Below are 18,438 nucleotides of genomic sequence, written 5' to 3' on the forward strand. Positions count from 1 at the left end.
TTCTTACAGAAGTTTTTCAACGACAGAAAGAGCCATTGCTGCTTGATGCGGCCTGACTTGGCTTGTCGACAGACTAGAGGTCCGCGTGGAATTCTTCGATCAGGTGTCTAACGACTGCCTGACCGCCATCTTCGTCTCTGGAAATGGCTTCAGCATGGACCCGGCGCTGGCGGGTCGCGGAGGTGCCGGAATTGGCAATCTGGCGCAGACGAGCAATCTCAGGCAGCGTTCCAAGAGCTTCGGCATCCTCGGCCAACATGCCTATCAATTCGTCCATCAACTCGATCATCGGCTTGATCGACCGGTCACCGAAGTCGATCAGGCCTTCGCCTACACCATAGCGTTGCGCGCGCCAGCGGTTCTCTCCGATCAGGAAACGATCATAGTGGCGCCACCGCAGGTTGCGGTCCTTGAGGCGGCACAGCATGCGCACAAGCGCCTGGTTCATTGCGGCCAGCGACAGCGTATGTTCCAATCTCGGCTGAACATCCATGATCCGGGTCTCAAGGGTCGGAAACCGATGCGATGGCCGCAAATCCCACCAGATTTTTGTCGTGTCCTCGATTACGCCGAGTTCAACCAGAATACCGGTGGTACGCTGGTATTCCGCCCAACTGCCAAAACTCGGCGGCAATCCGGTTCGCGGCAGGTTGTCAAAGACTGTCAGGCGATATGAGGACAGGCCTGTGTCCTCGCCATTCCAGAAGGGTGACGAGGTCGACAAGGCAAGAAGATGAGGCAGGAAATAGCACAACTGGGGCATCAGATCGGCGCGCAGGGATGCGTCTTCGATGCCGACATGAACGTGCATTCCGCAAATCAGCATGCGTCGGGCAACGCCGCCCAGGGCATGCTGCAATGCGTCATAGCGTTCCTTGCGGGTGTGATGCTGATCTTTCCAGTTGGCGAAGGGATGGCATGACACGGCGATCGGCGCCAGATTGTGCTCGGCGGCGCGTTGGGACACGCAGGACCGCAGACGCTTGAGGTCGTCGCGTGCGCCGGCAATCGTGGCGTGGGGGCGGGTGCCGACCTCGATCTGGCATTGCAGGAACTCCGGACTGACCTGACCTTCGAAATCACTCTGGCACGCTTCCATCAATGCCGCAGGTGCTTCGGAAAGTTGCAGGGAATCCTTGTCGACCAGCAGGTATTCTTCCTCGATACCCAGCGTAAACTCCTGCTGCATGTCGTGCCTCCCGTTCGAAATTTCGTCTAGTGAATACGGAAATCCCCTTTTTGCCAAGGGTTTGGGCGCAGGTTCTTGCGAAAGGCGCTGTGGGCCGGGTATTGAGGCGCGAAGCCGCAATCAAAAAGGACCGCTCAGGTGAAGCCCAGAAAGTTCCCCCGGATAAACGCGATGCTGGATTCATTCGGGGTAAAACTGATCGACAAGACCAGAGAATTGGACGAGCGCGCGAGGCTTGAAGCCTTTGAACGGGCAGGAGGCCTGGATCGCCCCGCATATACATTGTCGCCGGGGATGCAGGATTTCGATATCACCAGCCTGGTCGAAGACTATGAGGCCCACGGCAATGCACTTGCAGCGTTGAAGGACCCATCAAAAAACCAGACAGGATACCGCACTGAAAACGGCTATTTCGACAGTCCAGATGCGGACGCGCTTTACCTAATGGTCCGACGGTATCAGCCAAGGCGCGTGATCGAGGTTGGATGCGGCAATTCTACCAAGGTAACACGTCAGGCCAGCATCGACGGCGGGCTGGATACCCGGATTACCGCGATCGACCCGTATCCAAGGGCCGACATCGCGCATGTGGTGGATCGGTTTGAAAAGAAGCGCCTTGAAGACGTGGAGCCGGAGCTGTTTGCCGAGCTCGAAGCGGATGACATCCTGTTCATCGACTCCAGCCATGTCGTAAGGATGAGCAACGACGTGGCGCATCTGTTCTGCCGCATCATCCCGCAATTGAAGCCTGGTGTGGTCATCCACGTGCATGACGTGTTCTTACCCTATGAATACCCGAAACGGTTTTTTTATGATTGCCCGGGATGGGCCGAACAGTACGTGTTGCACGCCCTGCTTCAGTCCGGTGGATTCGAGATGCTTTGGCCCGGTTATTACTTGCAGCAAGCCCGCCCGGATGCACTAGAGGCATTGCCATTTCTCAAGGCTGGCAGGGCCCAAAGCCTCTGGGTTCAGAAAATTACCTAAATTAATTTTGATCCGATCTGAAAAAGGCTGCGTATCTCCTTTCATCACAAGCGGGAGAGGAGATTTCCGATATGTTTCGAAGAGGGTTTTTGGGAGCCGTAGCTGCGGCAAGCGTTGCATTCGCGGGCGCGGTGCCGTTGCAGGCCAAAGCAGAAATGGACATTGTCGACACAGCGGTCGAAGCAGGTTCTTTCAACACTCTGGTTGCGGCGGTTCAGGCTGCGGACCTTGTGGGAACGCTGAAAAGCAAAGGGCCATTCACGGTATTCGCCCCAACGGATGAAGCCTTCGCGGCACTTCCCGAGGGAACGGTGGAAAATCTGTTGAAGCCGGAAAACAAGGATCAACTGGTCGCCATCCTGACCTATCACGTCGTGCCGGCCGAGATCATGTCGGGTGATATTGCCGGTAAACGCGCGCAAGTTCTGACCGTGCAGGGCGACCGGCTGAGCGTAAACGCTCGCAATGGCGTAAAGGTAGACAAAGCCAAGGTTGTTCAGGCCGATATCGAAGCGTCGAACGGAGTGATTCACGTCATAGATACGGTCCTGCTGCCTGAGTGAGCACCCCTGTGTTCAGGGAGACTGCCCCGGCCCTTGGTGGCCGGGGCTTTTTGTTATTACACCAACCGGACCTGGGTGCCGACCTGCACCAGTTGATACAGTTCCTCGACGTGGCGGTTGTAAAGGCCAATGCAACCGGATGAACTTTGACGCCCGATCTTTCGGGTGTCGTGCGTGCCATGAACCAGATATGCGGGCCAGGTCAGATACATGGCGCGGGAGCCAAGCGGATTTCCTGGGTCGCCGCCATCGATACGAACAGGCAGGGTCGGGTCCCGTTCGCGCATCGACGCCGTCGGGGTCCAGCTTGGGTTCTCGGTTTTGCGCACAACTTCAGTATAGCCGCGCTTTGTCAGTTCTTCGCTCATCGGTACCGAGGACGGGTACAGGCGATACGTCTGCCCATCGCCACCCCAATAGTGCACCGCGCGGCTGGTGATGTCCGCCAGCAGGCAACCGACACCCAGTTGGTCAAAATGGTCCTGCCAGCTTTGTTGCGAGAAAGACGAGATATTGCGACGTACGGGCACCTGCGTCTCGATCGGAGGTTCCTCTGCCGGAAAAGCGCTCTGCGCGCGAACGAGGGCAGGGGTGGCCAAAGTAGTGGCGGCACCCAATAGAATGCTGCGGCGTGATATTTTGGGCTGGGACAAGATTGCCTCCGGAATGTCGCTGCTCGATATGTATTTGCGCGGGAAATTATGCGCTGCGCGTTCACTTTTAAAGATGGAATTTTCGAAATTTGCGTGAGCGTGATGCGAAATCAGGTTGTGTCCGGCAAAGAACTGCCTGAACAAAAGACCCCGACCGTTTGGCCGGGGTCGTCAAGACGGTTATTGCAGGTCGATCAATCCATGGCCTTGAAGTTGAACTCGCCGCCTTCCTTGATGCCGGACGGCCAGCGGGCGGTCACGGTCTTGGTGCGGGTGTAGAACTTGAAGCTGTCGGGGCCATGCTGGTTCAGGTCGCCGAACATGGATTTCTTCCAGCCGCCAAAGGTGTGATAGGCCAGCGGAACCGGGATCGGAACATTGATACCGACCATGCCGATGTTGATGCGGCTGGCGAAATCACGGGCGGTGTCGCCATCACGGGTATAAATCGCGGTGCCGTTTCCATATTCGTGGCTCATCGCCAAACCTATGGCTTCTTCGTAAGATCCGGCGCGCACAGTGGACAGGACCGGGCCGAAAATCTCGGTTTTGTAGATGTCCATGTCGGGGGTGACGCGGTCAAACAGGTGCGGGCCGACAAAGAAGCCGTCTTCGTAACCCTGCAATGAGAAGTTGCGGTTATCGACAACCAGCTCCGCACCCTGATCGACACCGGACTGGATCAAGCCCATGATCCGTTCTTTTGCCTCACGAGTCACGACGGGGCCCATGTCGACGTCGTCACCGGCAGTGTAAGGGCCAACTTTCAGCTTTTCGATGCGCGGAACCAGCTTTTCGATCAGACGATCGGCAGTTTCCTCGCCCACCGGCACGGCGACCGATACGGCCATGCAGCGTTCGCCTGCCGCGCCGAAGCCGGCGCCGACCAGAGCGTCTGCCGCCTGATCCATGTCGGCATCGGGCATCACGATCATGTGGTTTTTGGCGCCGCCGAAACACTGGGCCCGTTTGCCATTCGCGGTGGCGCGGGCATAGATGTACTGCGCGATCGGGGTGGAGCCCACGAAAGACACGCCTTGAATGATGTCGCTGTCGAGAAGGGTATCAACCGCTTCCTTGTCGCCGTTGACGACCTGGAAGACGCCTTCGGGCAGTCCGGCCTCGACGAACAGTTCCGCCAACATCAGCGGCACCGATGGGTCGCGTTCAGAGGGCTTCAGCACCACGGCGTTGCCGCAAGCCAGTGCAGGGCCCACGTGCCACAGCGGCATCATGGCGGGAAAGTTGAACGGCATGATCGAGGCCACCACGCCCAACGGCTGGCGCATCGAATACATGTCGATGCCGGGGCCGGCGCTGTCGGTGAATTCGCCTTTCAGCATCTGCGGCGCGCCGATGCAGTATTCGATCACCTCGAGACCGCGCTGCAGGTCACCTTTGGCGTCGGGCAGGGTCTTGCCATGCTCTCGGCTCAGCGCCTCGGCCAGCTTGTCCATGTCGCGGTTCATCAAACCGACCATGGCCATCATTACGCGAGCGCGGCGCTGGGGGTTGAAGGCGGCCCATTGTGGCTGTGCGGCAGCTGCCTGTTCGATGGCGGCCGTGGTTTCGGCTGCGCTGGCCATCGGGCACTGATATTGCACTTCGCCAGTTGCGGGGTTGAAGACATCGGCAGTACGGCCGGACGTGCCAGCGACGTGTTTGCCATTGATGAAGTGATAAAGTTCTTGCATGTGAAACTCCTCCGGTGACGTTGCGCGCACCATAGGCTTGCATAAATCAACTGAACAGAGGCAATATTCCAAAGCAGTTTTGCAAAATTGTAGGTACGGAATGGAGCCGAACTGGGATGACATGAAGGTGTTTCTTGCCGTAGCGCGGGAGGAAAGCCTGTCAGGTGCCGGAAAGCAGCTTAAACTGGACCCGGCAACTGTCGGTCGCAGGATATCGCGCCTTGAAACCGCTCTCGGTGCTCCGCTTTTCACGAAATCGCCACAGGGCTATGTGCTGACGCCCGCCGGGGAACGGTTGCTGAAACATGGTGAACAGGCCGAAGAGGCGATGCGTCTGGCAGCAGGGGCAATGGCTGGACCGGCTGAAAAACTGTCAGGCCAGATCCGCATCGGGGCACCGGACGGGAGCGCCAACTATCTGTTGCCACAAGTCTGCGCCAGGATCAGCGACGCGAATCCCGATCTCGACATCCAGATTCTTGCATTGCCTCGGATCATCAATCTGTCTCGCCGCGAGGCGGATATGGCGGTGACAGTGAGCGCGCCCACGGCGGGGCAATTGCTGGTGCAGAGGATCAGTGACTACAAACTGCACTTGGTTGCCACGCAAGATTACCTCGCCTCCCATCCCCGGATAAATTCGGTTGAGGACCTCAAGGGCCATCGCATGATCGGTTACATCCCCGATATGATCTTTGACCGGGAACTGGATTACCTGAACGACATTGGTATCGAGCGGGTTCCACTCGCGTCCAATTCGGTCTCTGTCCAATTGCGTCAGGTGACGCTGGGAACCGGGGTTTGCGTGGCCCATGATTTCACTTTGCCATTCCATCCGCAGCTCAGGAAAATCCTGACCGATCAGATCAGTCTGACCCGAGGGTTTCATCTGGTGCGGCACTTGGGCGACAAGCGCAACGAGCGTCTGAACCGGTTCGCCGAGGCGCTCAGCCGCGGCATACGCGACGAGGTAGCGCGGCTGGAGGCGGCAGCTTCATCTTGACAGGGCCATGCAATGCAGCAACGCTTTGTAATACGGCAATTATATTTCGGAGGTATTGCATATGCTCGTACAGGCCATTCTGAAATCCAAGGCGACCTCGGGCGTGGTCACCGTTGGATCCTCCGCGACTGTGTCGGAGGTTGCGAAAATCCTCGCGGAAAAGCGCATCGGGACGGTCGTGGTGTCGGATGATGACGGGCAGACAGCCGTCGGGATTCTATCCGAACGCGACATCGTACGAGAGCTTGCCGCAAGCGGGAGTGGATGCCTGACACAGGCCGTCAGCGAGTACATGACATCCGATCTTGTAACCTGCACCAGTCTGGCCAGCGTTCAGGATATTCTTTCACAGATGACTGAAAGGCGGTTCCGCCATATGCCTGTGGTCGAAGAAGGTAAGCTGATCGGCATCGTGACCCTGGGTGACGCGGTCAAGGCGCAACTTGCTGAACTGGCAATGGAAAAGGATGCCCTGGAAGGCATGATCATGGGTCACTGATTCACTGCGGGTTGAAGCATGGGTGCGCCGTGGGCGGCGTGCCCTCTTGCACCTGCAGCGAAGTTGTGTTTGCTTCCGCAGAAACAATCTTGCGCAGGAGAGCGACATGCGGGTTGGATTGTATCCCGGTACCTTCGATCCGATTACCTTGGGTCATATAGACATTATCCGCCGTGCCGCAGCATTGGTGGACAAACTGGTGATCGGCGTTGCGATCAACCGGGACAAGGGTCCGTTGTTCAATCTGAAAGAGCGTGTGGCGATGATCGAGGCCGAATGCGCGCAGTTGAGTGAACAAACCGGAACTGAGATCGTTGCGCACCCGTTTGAGAACCTTCTGATCGATTGCGCAAATGACGTAGGCGCGCAAATCATCATTCGTGGTCTGCGCGCGGTCGCGGATTTCGAGTACGAATTCCAGATGGTCGGCATGAACCGGGCATTGGACAGTTCCGTCGAAACCGTATTCCTGATGGCCGAGGCGCGGCACCAGGCCATCGCCTCGAAACTGGTCAAGGAAATTGCCCGCTTAGGCGGGGACGTGTCGAAGTTCGTCACGCCCCGAGTTCGCGACGCCTTGGTGGACCGGCTTCACTGAAGATCGCGAACCAATCGCTCCCATCACCGCAGCCGTATCCAGCATCCGGTTTGAAAAGCCCCATTCGTTGTCATACCAGGCCAGAACCCGAACCAGAGTGCCATCGGTAACGGTGGTTTCGGACAGGGACACTGTGGAACTATGCGGATCGTGGTTGAAGTCGACCGAAACGAGGGGACGGTCCTCCGCCGCAAGAACCTGCGGTATTCTGGCAGCAGCCTCGCACAGCATCCGGTTGACTTCCTCAACCGTGGTGGGGCGCGACACCTCGACAACCAGATCGACAACCGAGACATTCGGGGTAGGCACCCGGATTGCCTGCCCGCTGAGCTTTCCGGCTAATTGCGGCAGGACAAGACCGACCGCCGCAGCGGCGCCAGTTGTGCTGGGAATCATCGACAAGGCTGCAGCGCGCGAGCGATAGGGGTCCTTGGTCGCCGTATCGTGGACGGGTTGGCTGACGGTATAGGCATGCACCGTCGTCATCGAGCCGTGCTTGATACCAACACCTGCATCCAACGCGGCAGCGACAGGAGCCAGGCAGTTCGTCGTGCAGGAGGCGTTTGACACGATCCGATGCTCATCGGTGAGTTCATGATCGTTGACGCCAAAAACAACGGTTTTGACCGGAGTATCACCTCGGGCCGGTGCGGAAATCAGAACTTTGCCTGCGCCGTTCTTCAGGTGGCGCGCGGCGCCTTCGTGGGTTCGGAATACTCCGGTACAGTCCAGAACAACGTCCACGTCAGACCAATTCAGATCTTCAGGAGCTTGAATGCCGGTCAACCGGATCGGCCCGGCCCCAACATCCAGATGCGTGTCGGTCAGTTTCACGGGCTTCGAATATCGGCCATGGACGCTGTCGAATTCAAAGAGATGCGCATTGATCTGTGGCGAAGACAAGTCGTTGATCGCGACGATTTGCACGTCCTTGCGCCCGCTTTCCATGGACGCACGAAGTATCCCCCGACCGATGCGGCCAAATCCATTTATGGCAAGGTTGATTGTCATATTCGCGCCGAAAGTTCGCTTCCTCAAGAAAAGTTAGCGCTAACATCACGAATTGACGCCAAATGTCAAGACTTGGCGCTCGTTATCGCCAAAAGGCGAGCCAATCCAGAAAATCGTAAAGTTTCTTGCCAAGGAAAAGCAGGTGCTCGGTGCCGAACAGGCTGTAATCAAGCATGACGGCTCCCAGCAGCAGAACCAAAAACCAGACGGCGATTCTGTTGGTCATGTGGGCCCCGGTGCAATTGAAAACGCCCGCCCAGATAACCTGAGCGGGCGTTTCATCTCAAGGTGTTAAGTCAAATTCAGTCGAGTTTTCCCATGGCTACGGCAACGTCCGCCATTCGAACCGAGAAACCCCACTCGTTGTCGTACCAGGCCAGCACGCGCACCATGCGGTCATCGACTACGCGGGTCTGATCGGGCGCAAAGATCGAGCTTTCTTCGGTGTGGTTGAAGTCTGTCGACACCAGCGGCGCGGGTTCATACCCCAACACGCCCTTCATCGGGCCACCGGCGGCCGCCTTGACCAATGCGTTGATTTCTTCAGCGGTCACGTCGCGGCCTGCGCGGAAAGTCAGGTCCACGGCCGACACGTTCGGGGTGGGCACCCGGATGGCCGAGCCGTCCAGACGTCCCTTGAGACGCGGCAGGACCTCACCCAAAGCCTTGGCGGCGCCGGTCGTGGTCGGGATCATCGACATGGCTGCAGCGCGGGCGCGATACAGATCCTTGTGGCGGCGGTCCAGCGTCGGCTGATCGCCGGTATAGGCGTGGATGGTGGTCATGATTCCATGCTCGATACCGACGCCTTCGTCCAGAACCTTGGCCAGAGGTGCCAGGCAATTGGTCGTGCAGGAGCCATTCGAGATCATCTTGTCGCCGGCTTCCAGCTGGTCGTCATTGACGCCAAAGACGATGGTCTTGTCGACGTTCTTGCCGGGCGCGGATAGCAGCACCTTTTTGGCGCCACGTTCCAGATGCGCCTTGGCCTTTTCGCCGTCGTTGAACTTGCCGGTGCATTCCAGAACCACGTCGCAGCCCGACCAGTCCAGCTCGTTCATGTCGTAGGTCGAGAACATCTGCATATCGCCACGACCCAGGTTCATGGTGCCGTTGCCGATGGTCACATCGCCGGGAAAGCGGCCATGCACGCTGTCATACTTGATCAGGTGGGCGGCGGTTTCCAGTGGGCCGGTCGCGTTGACCTTGATCACCTCGATATCATCGCGGCCCGAAGCGGCGATGTGGGACAGGGTGCAGCGACCGATGCGGCCAAAACCGTTGATGCCAACCTTGATGGTCATATTGCGACTCCGAATGACGTGAAACTTGCAGGCCATATAGACGCGCCAGACCTGTACAGAAAGATCAAAAGCGGCGTAAATTGAATATGTTAGCGCAAAACTTGAGCGGTTGCGCTAACGCTTGCGCTAAGCCTTGGATCAGGTAGGGTTCCAAAGCGGCAGGATGAGCGAAAGGACGCGGGAATGAGTGGTCTTCTGGCTTTGCTGGATGATGTGGCGGGAATTGCCAAGGTCGCGGCGGCATCAGTCGATGACGTGGCGGCAGCTGCGGGGAAGGCTGGCGCCAAAACCGCAGGCGTGATCATCGACGATGCGGCGGTGACGCCGAAATACGTGCAGGGTTTCGCTCCGGCGCGGGAACTGCCGATCATCTGGAAAATTGCGCGTGGCTCGCTGTTCAACAAGCTGATCCTGCTTTTGCCGGTGGCGATGTTGCTGGCGAATTTCGCGCCCTGGTTGATCACACCGCTTCTGATGATTGGCGGCGCCTATTTGTGTTTCGAAGGCGCGGAAAAGATCTTTCACGTGCTTTTCCCGCATGGCAGTCATGCCATCGACGAGGACATGAGCATCAAGGATCCCGGCCACCTGGAAGCGCAGAAGGTCAAGGGGGCGATCAAGACAGATTTCATCCTGTCGGCGGAAATCATGACGATTGCTCTGGCGGCCATCGAGGTGCCCAATGGCTGGATGCAGGCGGCAACGCTGGCCGTGGTCGGTGTTGGCGTGACTGTCGCGGTCTATGGCTCGGTCGGGCTGATTGTGAAAATGGACGACGTGGGCCTTTTCCTGGCGCAAAACGCGCCGACGCCTGTGGGCCGTGGCCTGGGGCGCGGGCTGGTCAAGTTCATGCCGGTGCTGATGAAGATCCTGTCGGTGGTCGGCACCGCGGCGATGCTGTGGGTCGGCGGCTCCATCATCATCCACGGGCTGGAGGTGCTGGGCTTTGGCTGGCTGGGCCATCTGATCCACGACTGGGCCTATGCCGTCGGTCATTCCGTGCCCGCCGGCTGGGCCAGCTTTGCTGAGTGGACAGCCAAGGCGGCGATGGACGGGGTGTTCGGGGTGGCGCTGGGGCTGCTGTTGATCCCGCTGGCAACCAAGGTTGTGGGGCCAGTATTTTTTAAGACTTGAAGTATAATAAGCCAAGGACCATACGTTCAAAACGAAACCCTGCCTCTGTGGTTAGGCAATTAAACAACCTTTTGTTTCTAGGAGTAAAACTGTTGAATCGCATATCGAAGCGAGCCATCGCCGTACTGGCTGTTTCCGTCTCTCTTCTTTCGGCTTGTTCTGCTTCACACCAGACAACGAGAACGCCCGCGCCAACCTACTCAGACCCTAGCCTTGTTAGCTCGTATGTAGTTATTAAAATGCCGACCGAACAGCAGAAGTTGCGCTACATAAGCGCCTCGGTTTCTAAAATACCAAACGACGGTCCTCACGCGGGTTATCCAGTAAGTGTTAGACTCATAGTTTCGGAAGGAACCTCCTACTCTAAGTCCAACATCTTTTTGTCACCGCTGAATCGTGAGACCGCCGAAAGATTTGCTGCGGCTTACGGCACCGATGAGAACGCGAGTAACGCCTTCAAGATGGGACAGGACATTGCGCTTCAAACGGTGTGTCAGGGGCGGAAGGTGACAAGGAATTCGATTGGACGACAATACTCAGTTCCGCCCGGCACTGTTCCCGTTCTTGGCCAACCGGTACCGACCGGGGCCATCGGAAAATCCATTCCCGCAGCCGAGTATTCGAGATTTGGATGGAGCGTAAACCTCTGGTGCCGCTGACGAAAACCCTTATCCTTGTAGTCCTTTCTGGTTCGATCTGTGGTTGTTCAAGTGGTTTGACCCCTAGTGAGTTTCAAGAAAAGCTTAAGATAGATCAGGCCAGATGGTCTGCTGAGATTGAAAGGTATCCCTCTGCAACCTTTTCAGTTGCAGGAATGCGTGAACGATATTCAGGTGCGACATATCTGGACTACAATGTCCAGCACGGAACTCAGGTTGAATATCTCGACCCAGAAGGTCGAGCCTTTTTGTGGTATCCAGGAAATACGGATGTGGTAGTGGGGGAATGGACTGTTAAAGCACCTGTTCGTGGATCGAAATATGCGCAGCTCTGTTGGAAGTACGGACCCCAGACAATTAATCCGGTAACTGGGGAGAGGGGTGGAGAGTATAATTGCATCAAAGCAAATCAACACATCTTGGCTGAAGAGGAATACACTCGTGGCGATCCCTTTGGATTGGGAATGAGCGGAATTCCTTTTCCGCTAAAAAAGAACAGGCAATACTCGATGAAAGAGCTGGTCAGGCGCAGTGGCGTGTCTGTGGTTTTGCTGCAGTAGGTACATCGGTCAGATTCGAATTCCGATGACTTTGAGTGAATAGTCGAAAGTAAGAGGGAGCCCGAGGGCTCCCGTTTTTTTATTGGATCGCGGTTTGGGCTAAGTTAGCATCTCTTTCACCTTGGCAACAGTTGCGTCTGCCGTGATGCCAAAGTGTTTGTACAACTCATCCGCCGGGGCCGACGCGCCAAAGCTCGACATGCCGATAAAGGCGGCCTTGGCCTCGCGGCCACGTTCGCCCAGCAGCCAGCGATCCCAGCCGCCCGCCCGCACGGCAGCCTCGATGCCGACGCGAACCGGGCCTGCGGGAAGAACCTTTTTGCGATAGGCTTCGTCCTGTTCGGCAAAAAGTTCCATGCAAGGCATCGATACGACGCGGGTTCCGATCCCTTCGGCCTCCAGCTTTGCCTTGGCGTCCATCGCAATGGCCACCTCGGACCCGGTGGCGATCAGGATGGCCTGACGCTTGCCTTCTGCCTCGGCCAGAACATACGCGCCTTGCGAGGTCAGGTTGCGGGTCTTGTGATCGGTGCGCACGGTCGGAACGCCCTGACGGGTCAGCGACAGCACTGATGGGCTATTCTTGAACGTCAGCGCCATTTCCCAGCTTTCAGCGGTCTCCACCGTGTCGGCGGGGCGGAAGACATAGGTGTTGGGCGTCGCGCGAGAAATTGCCAGATGCTCGACCGGCTGATGGGTGGGGCCGTCTTCGCCCAATCCGATTGAGTCATGGGTCATGACGAATACCGTCGGAATTTTCATAAGCGCGGCCAAACGCATCGCCGGGCGGGCATAGTCGGTAAAGCACATGAAGGTTCCGCCATAGGGGCGGATACCGCCATGCAGCGCCATGCCGTTCATCGCTGCCGCCATGCCGTGCTCGCGAATGCCCCAATAGATGTACCGGCCCTTGCGGTTTTCCGGATCGAACACGCCCAGATCGCCGGTCTTGGTGTTGTTCGAGCCGGTCAGATCGGCCGAGCCGCCCACCGTTTCGGTCATCACCGGGTTGACCACGCTCAGCACCTTTTCCGATGCAGCGCGGGTTGCCAGTTTGGGCTGGTCTTCCGAGACCTGCTTTTTCAGCGCCCGGATGACGCTGCCCAGCTTTTTGGGTGCTTCAAAGGCATAGGCGCGGTTGAACTCGGCCTGCTTGCGGTCCGAAAGGGCGGCAAAGCGCTCCTCCCAGGCTGCCCGTTCGGTCGCGCCACGTGCCCCGATAGCTTCCCACGCCGCCTTGACGTCGGCAGGAACCTCGAAGGCGCCCAACGGTGCGCCATAGGCTGCTTTCGCGGCTTTCAGCTGCTCGGCATCCGTCAGCGCGCCATGGCCTTTCGAAGTGTCCTGCGCCGCGTGACCAAGCGCGATATGGGTTTTGCAGGCGATCATCGACGGTTTCTTCGATTTCTTGGCCTGCTCGATGGCGGCGTCAATGGCTTTGGGGTCATGACCGTCGATTTCGATAACATGCCAGCCCGAGGCGGTGAAACGGCGCACCTGATCGGTGCGGTCCGACAATTCGACGGTGCCATCGATGGTGATGTTGTTGTTGTCCCAGAACACGATCAGCTTGCTCAGTTCGTGACGCCCCGCCAAACCTATCGCTTCCTGGCTGACGCCTTCCATCAGACAGCCGTCGCCTGCAATCACGTACGTATAGTGATCGACAACTTTCCCGCCGTAGTGCGCACGCTGAATTTCCTCGGCCATGGCAAAGCCCACGGCATTGGAAATGCCCTGGCCCAGCGGGCCGGTGGTGGTTTCGATGCCGCTTGCCAGGAAATTCTCCGGATGGCCCGCGGTTTTGGCGCCCAACTGGCGGAAGTTCTTGATCTCGTCCAGCGTGATTTCAGCGCTGCCGGTCAGATAGAGCAGCGAATAGATCAGCATCGAACCGTGGCCAGCAGACAGGATGAACCGGTCACGATCCGGCCATGTCGGATTTGCGGCATCGAACTTCAGATGCTTTTCGAACAAAACCGTCGCCACATCGGCCATGCCCATCGGCATGCCGGAATGGCCGGAATTGGCAGTGGCCACAGCGTCGAGGGTCAGAGAGCGGATGGCCGAGGCCTTGGCCCAGTGTTCGGGGTTGGCATTGCGCAGCGCAGTCAGGTCCACGGGACTTGTTCCTTTGAATTACGGGCGAATTGCGCGCTCAATAGCATCCAACCCTCAAAGTGCAAGCAGAACCCGGCACGAAACGGGGCGGGGACCTCAACTGTGGCCTGCAAGTCGTTGAAAGCAAAAGGGGGGTATTTTCCGCCCCGTTTCGTTAGACTAGTGCTATCGCCAGCCCCCTCCGATTCGTGGCGGCAGGCAAAACAATGAACCTTGGATCAAAGGTGAAACAGGCATGAGCCAGATCGAACAATTGCACCACCGCATCCTGTCCGCAATGGAGCGGATCAGTGCCGGTGTCGACGCACTGGAAGGAAAGGCCTCGACTGACGGCGGTCAGGAACCAGGGCTGAGCGAAGCCTTGCAGGAAGAACGGCTGGCAAACGCGCAACTTGAAGAGCGTCTCAATACGCTGAGAGATCGCCATTCTGCCGAGATTGCGGCGCTGCGAGATGAGTTGAGCGGCGGCGAAATGGCCGATGCGTTGCGGTCTGAACTGGCCGAGGCCAAAGCCGCCCTGGACGCGGTAGAGGAAGTGGGTCCACTCAAGGCCGAGATTGCGGCGCTCAAGGCAGAACTGGCCAATTCCGAGCGTGTGGCGGAGTTGAGTGCGGAACTGGAAATGCTTCGTGCTGAACGGGTCAGCCACGCAGAGGCGATGGTCCGGCTGGACGGCGATCTTCGACGTCTGCGAAAATCCAATGACGAGTTGCGCGATATGATCGCCAAGCTCAAGGCGGCGGCCGAAGCCGGATTGACCGATCATGAACTGCTCAACGAAGCGGCCGAACAGGAACTGGAAGCCCTGCGTGCGGTGCGGGCAACCGATGCCGCCGAAGCGCGCGCGGTGTTGGCCCGGCTTGAACCGCTTTTGGCCAATGCCAACCTGGCAGAAGGAGAGGTGGAGTAATGCCGGACGTGACCATTCATATCGGCGGGCGCGGTTTCGACGTGTCCTGTCAGGAGGGTGAGGAATCCTATCTGCACGCAGCCGCCAAGATGCTCGATGACGAGGCGCAGGTTCTGTCCGACCAGATCGGGCGGATGCCCGAAGCCCGCATGCTGCTGATGGCCGGGCTGATGCTTGCAGACAAGGCCGCGGCAGCCGAGGACCGGATCAAGGCGGTTGAGGCGAAACTTGCCGAACGCGAGGCGCAGTTGGTGGCGTTACGCAACGCACCAATGCCGGAACCCGAAAGGATCGAGGTTGCGGTCATCCCGCCTTCGGTGACGGACACGCTGGCCGAAATGGCGGCGCGGGCCGAGTCTCTTGCCGCGGCTATTGAAGAGAAGGCAGGCAAATGAGGGGTGCGCGTTTTTTTGCCTGCGGCGTGGCACTGTCAGTTCTTGCCACGAGTGCCGTGGCTGAAATCGACATTCTTTCTGTCAGCTTCACTTGTGAAGGCGGTACTCAGATCCCGGTGTCCTATTTCAATGCAACAGACGGAACGTCGGCGGCGGCCATGGTTGTTGACGGGGTGCTCGTATCGATGCGGCAAGCCCCCAGCGGTTCGGGCATCCGCTATGAATCGGTTGATGCGGTTGGCACCTATGTCCTGCGCTCGAAAGGCTGGGATGCGACGATCACTCATCAGGCGACGGGATCAACAGCCCCTGAACGGATCTTGTACAGGAACTGTTCCAGTCGCTAGAGCATGACAGGCAAGCGGTGACGCCGGCCTATTGGAATGCCAGAGCGCGCAGCCCGATGACCACCCGCTCTGACCGTCAGATCAAGCGTTGGCTTCGCGGATCTTGTCGGCGGCTTCCTTGTTATAGCTCACGCCGTTCTCGTCGAACATCGAGTCCAGTTCGCCCGACAGGGTCATCTCGGTGATGATGTCGCAGCCACCGACAAACTCGCCCTTGACGTAAAGCTGCGGAATGGTCGGCCAGTCGGAATAGTCCTTGATGCCTTGGCGGATTTCGTCATCCGCCAGAACGTTGACGTCGGTATAATCAACACCCATGTAGTTCAGCACACCGGCGACGCGGCTGGAAAAGCCGCATTGAGGCATCTCCTTGGTGCCTTTCATGTAGAGCACGACATCATTGGCTTTGACGGTTTCGTCGATCCGGGTTTTTGCATCGCTCATCTTGCGTGTCCTTGTATCTGCCCAACGGGCGGTTCATTTCGTCATCCGGCGGCTAAGCCACCAGTTTCCTTTTTCCAACCTTTGGTTCTCGTCATGCACCTTTGACACCCCATCGGCCTCCCACGGGCGGCGTTTGAGGGTTTCGGGGTCAGGGCGCATATCCGACAACCGGCGTCTGATGTTGCGTTTGAGATAAGCCTCAATCACAGCGGCGGCAACCACCAAGGCGACAATTCCGCAACCGATCCATATCAGCCAAGACGTCATGTATCGATACTCATCCCTTGCGTCGTTCGTAAGCGCGGCGTCTCATTTTTCGTGTAACGCGCCAATATCTAGGCCCGTGTTTCAGTAGCTTTGGCAGGTCGCAGAAGAGTATTGCGACGAAATTGACAATATCCAAAATCAGATAAACGAGCCGTAGTAACGCCCATCCGATTGGTTCATCCACTACTCCGGCGCTTTTGTCGTCAATGCCAGTGCGTGCAACTCTCCGTCCGGGCCGTCCATCTTGCCTTTTAGGGCCGCATAGACCGCACGCTGTTGCTGAACCCGGTTCTTGCCGCGAAAGCTTTCATCCACCACCATGGCGGACATGTGAACGCCATCATTGCCACCGACCTGAATGTCCGCATCCGGAAAGGCTTGGCGCAGCAGCTTTTCGATTTCGTAAGCGCTCATCGGCATGTAGGTAACTCCAATAGGTCTTTCCCAAGATGTAGAGCGATGCGCAGAGGGGCGCAAGTGCGTCACGGCTGCGCGCAGATGCAAAGCCTGCGCCATTGTCAGAGCACAGGATTTGCCGCTATTTCAGACAGAAAGTACAGCCGGACGATCAGGCCACGGCGGCGGCAAAGCTGGAGCGGAATATCTCGCTCAACTCCGCCAGCGAGGCTTCGGAACTACCGATGCGTACACTGTCGCCGGTGAAGCGGCCGACGGATACCAGCGGCACGCCCGCCTGACCAGCGGCGATCATCAGCGCTTCGGCCTGATCGAAGTTGCAGGCAACCAGATAGCGGGCCTGATCTTCGCCGAACAGGAATTCGGTCGGTGCGTCATCCAGATGAACGCCCACGCCCGCCGCTTCGGCCAACTCGAACGCCGCCAGTGCAAGGCCGCCGTCGCCGAGGTCGGTGCAGGCTTTGATCATGCCGCGATTGGCTCGGATGAAATCGCCATTGCGCTTTTCGGCCTCAAGATCGACATGCGGCGCGTCGCCGTCTTCGCGGTGGAACACTTCGGCCAAAAGCGCAGACTGGCCAAGGTGGCCTGCGGTCTCACCGATCACCAGCGCCACATGACCCTCGCGTACTTCGTTGCCGATGATCTCGTCGGTCGAGGTCAGCAAGCCAACTGCGCCGATTGTCGGGGTTGGCAAGATCGCCTGACCATCTGTCTCATTATACAAGGACACGTTGCCCGATACGATCGGCATGTCCAGTGCGGCCACGGCCGCGCCGATACCTTTGATTGCACCAACGAACTGCCCCATGATTTCCGGCTTTTCCGGATTGCCGAAATTCAGGTTGTCAGTGGACGCCAGTGGTTTCGCGCCAACGGCCGTCAGATTGCGATAGGCCTCGGCCACTGCCTGTTTGCCGCCTTCTTCGGGGTTGGCACGCACATATCGGGGGGTCACATCGCTGGTAAAGGCCAACACCTTGCCGGTGCCGTGCACCCGGATCATGCCTGCGCCCAGACCGGGCGTGCGGCTGCTGTCGGCCATGACCATGGTGTCATATTGCTCATAGACCCACTGCTTCGCCGCATAGTTGGGCGAAGAGAGCAGGGCGCGCAGGCCGTCCACCGGATCGATCTGCGGTACATCGGCCACAGGTTCCGCCGCAGGTGTGGGCACCCAGGGGCGGTCATATTCCGGCGCGGTGGATGACAGCTTTGACAAAACGAGATCGGCCTTGATCTCGCCATTGTGCTCGATCAGGAAGCGGTCTTCGGCAATCGTTTCCCCGACAATAGCGAAATCCAGATCCCATTTCTCGAAAACTGCACGGGCCTCGGCCTCTTTCTCGGGCTTCAGGACCATCAGCATGCGTTCCTGAGATTCGCTGAGCATCATCTCATACGCGGTCATGTTCTCTTCGCGTTGCGGTACTGCATCGAGGTCCAACTTGATGCCCAGACCGCCCTTGTCGCCCATTTCCACCGCCGAACAGGTCAGGCCCGCCGCGCCCATGTCCTGAATCGAAATGACGGCGCCGGTCTGCATCAATTCCAGACAGGCCTCCATCAGGCGTTTTTCGGTAAAGGGGTCGCCGACCTGAACGGTGGGACGCTTCTCCTCGATCGTGTCGTCGAATTCGGCGCTGGCCATGGTGGCGCCGCCGACACCATCGCGACCGGTCT

General features: G+C 58.1%; 21 protein-coding genes. 10 read left to right on the top strand and 11 right to left on the bottom strand.

What is annotated here, in order from left to right; genetic code table 11:
• Window positions 1-73 precede the first annotated feature (73 nt).
• Window positions 74-1,189 carry a carboxylate-amine ligase gene (locus tag AC2FNB_RS01900; protein WP_496744123.1) on the bottom strand — a complete coding sequence of 372 codons (1,116 nt, stop codon included), beginning with the start codon at window positions 1,187-1,189 and terminating at the stop codon, window positions 74-76.
• 171 nt (window positions 1,190-1,360) lie between these two features.
• Between AC2FNB_RS01900 and AC2FNB_RS01905 the strand changes: the two genes are divergently transcribed.
• Together AC2FNB_RS01905 and AC2FNB_RS01910 are read left to right on the top strand one after the other, a co-directional pair.
• Entirely contained in the window at window positions 1,361-2,176 is an 816-nt protein-coding gene (locus AC2FNB_RS01905) for a class I SAM-dependent methyltransferase (protein WP_496744125.1), read from the top strand.
• A gap of 71 nt (window positions 2,177-2,247) precedes the next feature.
• Window positions 2,248-2,739, top strand: a complete 492-nt coding sequence (locus AC2FNB_RS01910) for a fasciclin domain-containing protein (protein WP_496744127.1) — start codon at window positions 2,248-2,250, stop codon at window positions 2,737-2,739.
• A gap of 56 nt (window positions 2,740-2,795) precedes the next feature.
• Here the strand turns inward: AC2FNB_RS01910 and AC2FNB_RS01915 are convergent, their stop codons facing one another.
• Together AC2FNB_RS01915 and AC2FNB_RS01920 are read right to left on the bottom strand one after the other, a co-directional pair.
• Entirely contained in the window at window positions 2,796-3,392 is a 597-nt protein-coding gene (locus AC2FNB_RS01915; protein WP_480748356.1) for a L,D-transpeptidase, read from the bottom strand.
• Between the two features lie 194 nt (window positions 3,393-3,586).
• On the bottom strand, window positions 3,587-5,086 hold the full coding sequence (locus tag AC2FNB_RS01920) for a CoA-acylating methylmalonate-semialdehyde dehydrogenase (RefSeq protein WP_480748357.1): 1,500 nt from the start codon (window positions 5,084-5,086) through the stop codon (window positions 3,587-3,589).
• A gap of 100 nt (window positions 5,087-5,186) precedes the next feature.
• Here AC2FNB_RS01920 and AC2FNB_RS01925 point away from each other — a divergent pair, with 100 nt between their 5' ends.
• The 3 genes from AC2FNB_RS01925 (at window position 5,187) to coaD (ending at window position 7,186) form a co-directional block, all read left to right on the top strand.
• Window positions 5,187-6,089, top strand: a complete 903-nt coding sequence (locus AC2FNB_RS01925; RefSeq protein WP_480748358.1) for a LysR family transcriptional regulator — start codon at window positions 5,187-5,189, stop codon at window positions 6,087-6,089.
• A 61-nt stretch (window positions 6,090-6,150) separates the two neighbouring features.
• Entirely contained in the window at window positions 6,151-6,588 is a 438-nt protein-coding gene (locus AC2FNB_RS01930; protein ID WP_496744129.1) for a CBS domain-containing protein, read from the top strand.
• Window positions 6,589-6,694: 106 nt separating this feature from the next.
• Window positions 6,695-7,186, top strand: a complete 492-nt coding sequence (gene coaD / locus AC2FNB_RS01935; RefSeq protein WP_496744131.1) for a pantetheine-phosphate adenylyltransferase — start codon at window positions 6,695-6,697, stop codon at window positions 7,184-7,186.
• On the opposite strand, the gene gap (AC2FNB_RS01940) is transcribed toward coaD, so the two are convergent.
• The 3 genes from gap (AC2FNB_RS01940) to gap (AC2FNB_RS01950) all read right to left on the bottom strand — a co-directional run bounded on the left by gap (AC2FNB_RS01940) (window position 7,118) and on the right by gap (AC2FNB_RS01950) (window position 9,501).
• The gene (gene gap / locus AC2FNB_RS01940) at window positions 7,118-8,197 is read right to left on the bottom strand and encodes a type I glyceraldehyde-3-phosphate dehydrogenase (protein WP_480748361.1); all 1,080 of its coding nucleotides are present in this window, start codon (window positions 8,195-8,197) and stop codon (window positions 7,118-7,120) included. The genes coaD and gap (AC2FNB_RS01940) overlap by 69 nt on opposite strands.
• An 82-nt stretch (window positions 8,198-8,279) precedes the next feature.
• Entirely contained in the window at window positions 8,280-8,423 is a 144-nt protein-coding gene (locus AC2FNB_RS01945) for a hypothetical protein (protein ID WP_496744133.1), read from the bottom strand.
• A gap of 76 nt (window positions 8,424-8,499) precedes the next feature.
• Window positions 8,500-9,501, bottom strand: coding sequence for a type I glyceraldehyde-3-phosphate dehydrogenase (gene gap / locus AC2FNB_RS01950; protein ID WP_496744135.1), 1,002 nt, complete (start codon window positions 9,499-9,501; stop codon window positions 8,500-8,502).
• A 183-nt stretch (window positions 9,502-9,684) separates the two neighbouring features.
• On the opposite strand from gap (AC2FNB_RS01950), the gene AC2FNB_RS01955 reads away from it, so the two are divergent.
• Window positions 9,685-10,635, top strand: coding sequence for a DUF808 domain-containing protein (locus AC2FNB_RS01955; RefSeq protein ID WP_496744137.1), 951 nt, complete (start codon window positions 9,685-9,687; stop codon window positions 10,633-10,635).
• A 631-nt stretch (window positions 10,636-11,266) separates the two neighbouring features.
• The gene (locus tag AC2FNB_RS01960) at window positions 11,267-11,854 is read left to right on the top strand and encodes a hypothetical protein (RefSeq protein ID WP_496744138.1); all 588 of its coding nucleotides are present in this window, start codon (window positions 11,267-11,269) and stop codon (window positions 11,852-11,854) included.
• Between the two features lie 99 nt (window positions 11,855-11,953).
• On the opposite strand, the gene tkt is transcribed toward AC2FNB_RS01960, so the two are convergent.
• Window positions 11,954-13,975, bottom strand: coding sequence for a transketolase (gene tkt / locus AC2FNB_RS01965; RefSeq protein ID WP_496744140.1), 2,022 nt, complete (start codon window positions 13,973-13,975; stop codon window positions 11,954-11,956).
• Between the two features lie 235 nt (window positions 13,976-14,210).
• On the opposite strand from tkt, the gene AC2FNB_RS01970 reads away from it, so the two are divergent.
• The 3 genes from AC2FNB_RS01970 to AC2FNB_RS01980 are packed head-to-tail and all read left to right on the top strand — an operon-like array spanning window position 14,211 to window position 15,627.
• On the top strand, window positions 14,211-14,885 hold the full coding sequence (locus AC2FNB_RS01970; RefSeq protein ID WP_496744142.1) for a hypothetical protein: 675 nt from the start codon (window positions 14,211-14,213) through the stop codon (window positions 14,883-14,885).
• Window positions 14,885-15,280 (top strand): cell division protein ZapA, encoded by a 396-nt coding sequence (locus AC2FNB_RS01975; RefSeq protein WP_480748368.1) that lies wholly within the window; start codon window positions 14,885-14,887, stop codon window positions 15,278-15,280. The genes AC2FNB_RS01970 and AC2FNB_RS01975 overlap by 1 nt, the downstream gene beginning before the upstream one ends.
• On the top strand, window positions 15,277-15,627 hold the full coding sequence (locus AC2FNB_RS01980) for an MliC family protein (protein ID WP_496744144.1): 351 nt from the start codon (window positions 15,277-15,279) through the stop codon (window positions 15,625-15,627). Before AC2FNB_RS01975 ends, AC2FNB_RS01980 begins: the two co-directional genes overlap by 4 nt.
• An 81-nt stretch (window positions 15,628-15,708) precedes the next feature.
• On the opposite strand, the gene grxD is transcribed toward AC2FNB_RS01980, so the two are convergent.
• From grxD to purL, 4 genes are all read right to left on the bottom strand, one after another.
• Entirely contained in the window at window positions 15,709-16,071 is a 363-nt protein-coding gene (gene grxD / locus AC2FNB_RS01985) for a Grx4 family monothiol glutaredoxin (RefSeq protein ID WP_480748370.1), read from the bottom strand.
• A 33-nt stretch (window positions 16,072-16,104) separates the two neighbouring features.
• Entirely contained in the window at window positions 16,105-16,338 is a 234-nt protein-coding gene (locus AC2FNB_RS01990) for a hypothetical protein (protein ID WP_496744146.1), read from the bottom strand.
• A gap of 183 nt (window positions 16,339-16,521) precedes the next feature.
• Window positions 16,522-16,758, bottom strand: a complete 237-nt coding sequence (locus tag AC2FNB_RS01995) for a BolA/IbaG family iron-sulfur metabolism protein (protein WP_480748372.1) — start codon at window positions 16,756-16,758, stop codon at window positions 16,522-16,524.
• A 148-nt stretch (window positions 16,759-16,906) separates the two neighbouring features.
• A partial coding sequence (purL, locus tag AC2FNB_RS02000) for a phosphoribosylformylglycinamidine synthase subunit PurL (protein WP_496744148.1) occupies window positions 16,907-18,438 on the bottom strand: 1,532 nt, incomplete at its 5' end.

Source organism: Ruegeria sp. BHSB058, assembly GCF_059613285.1.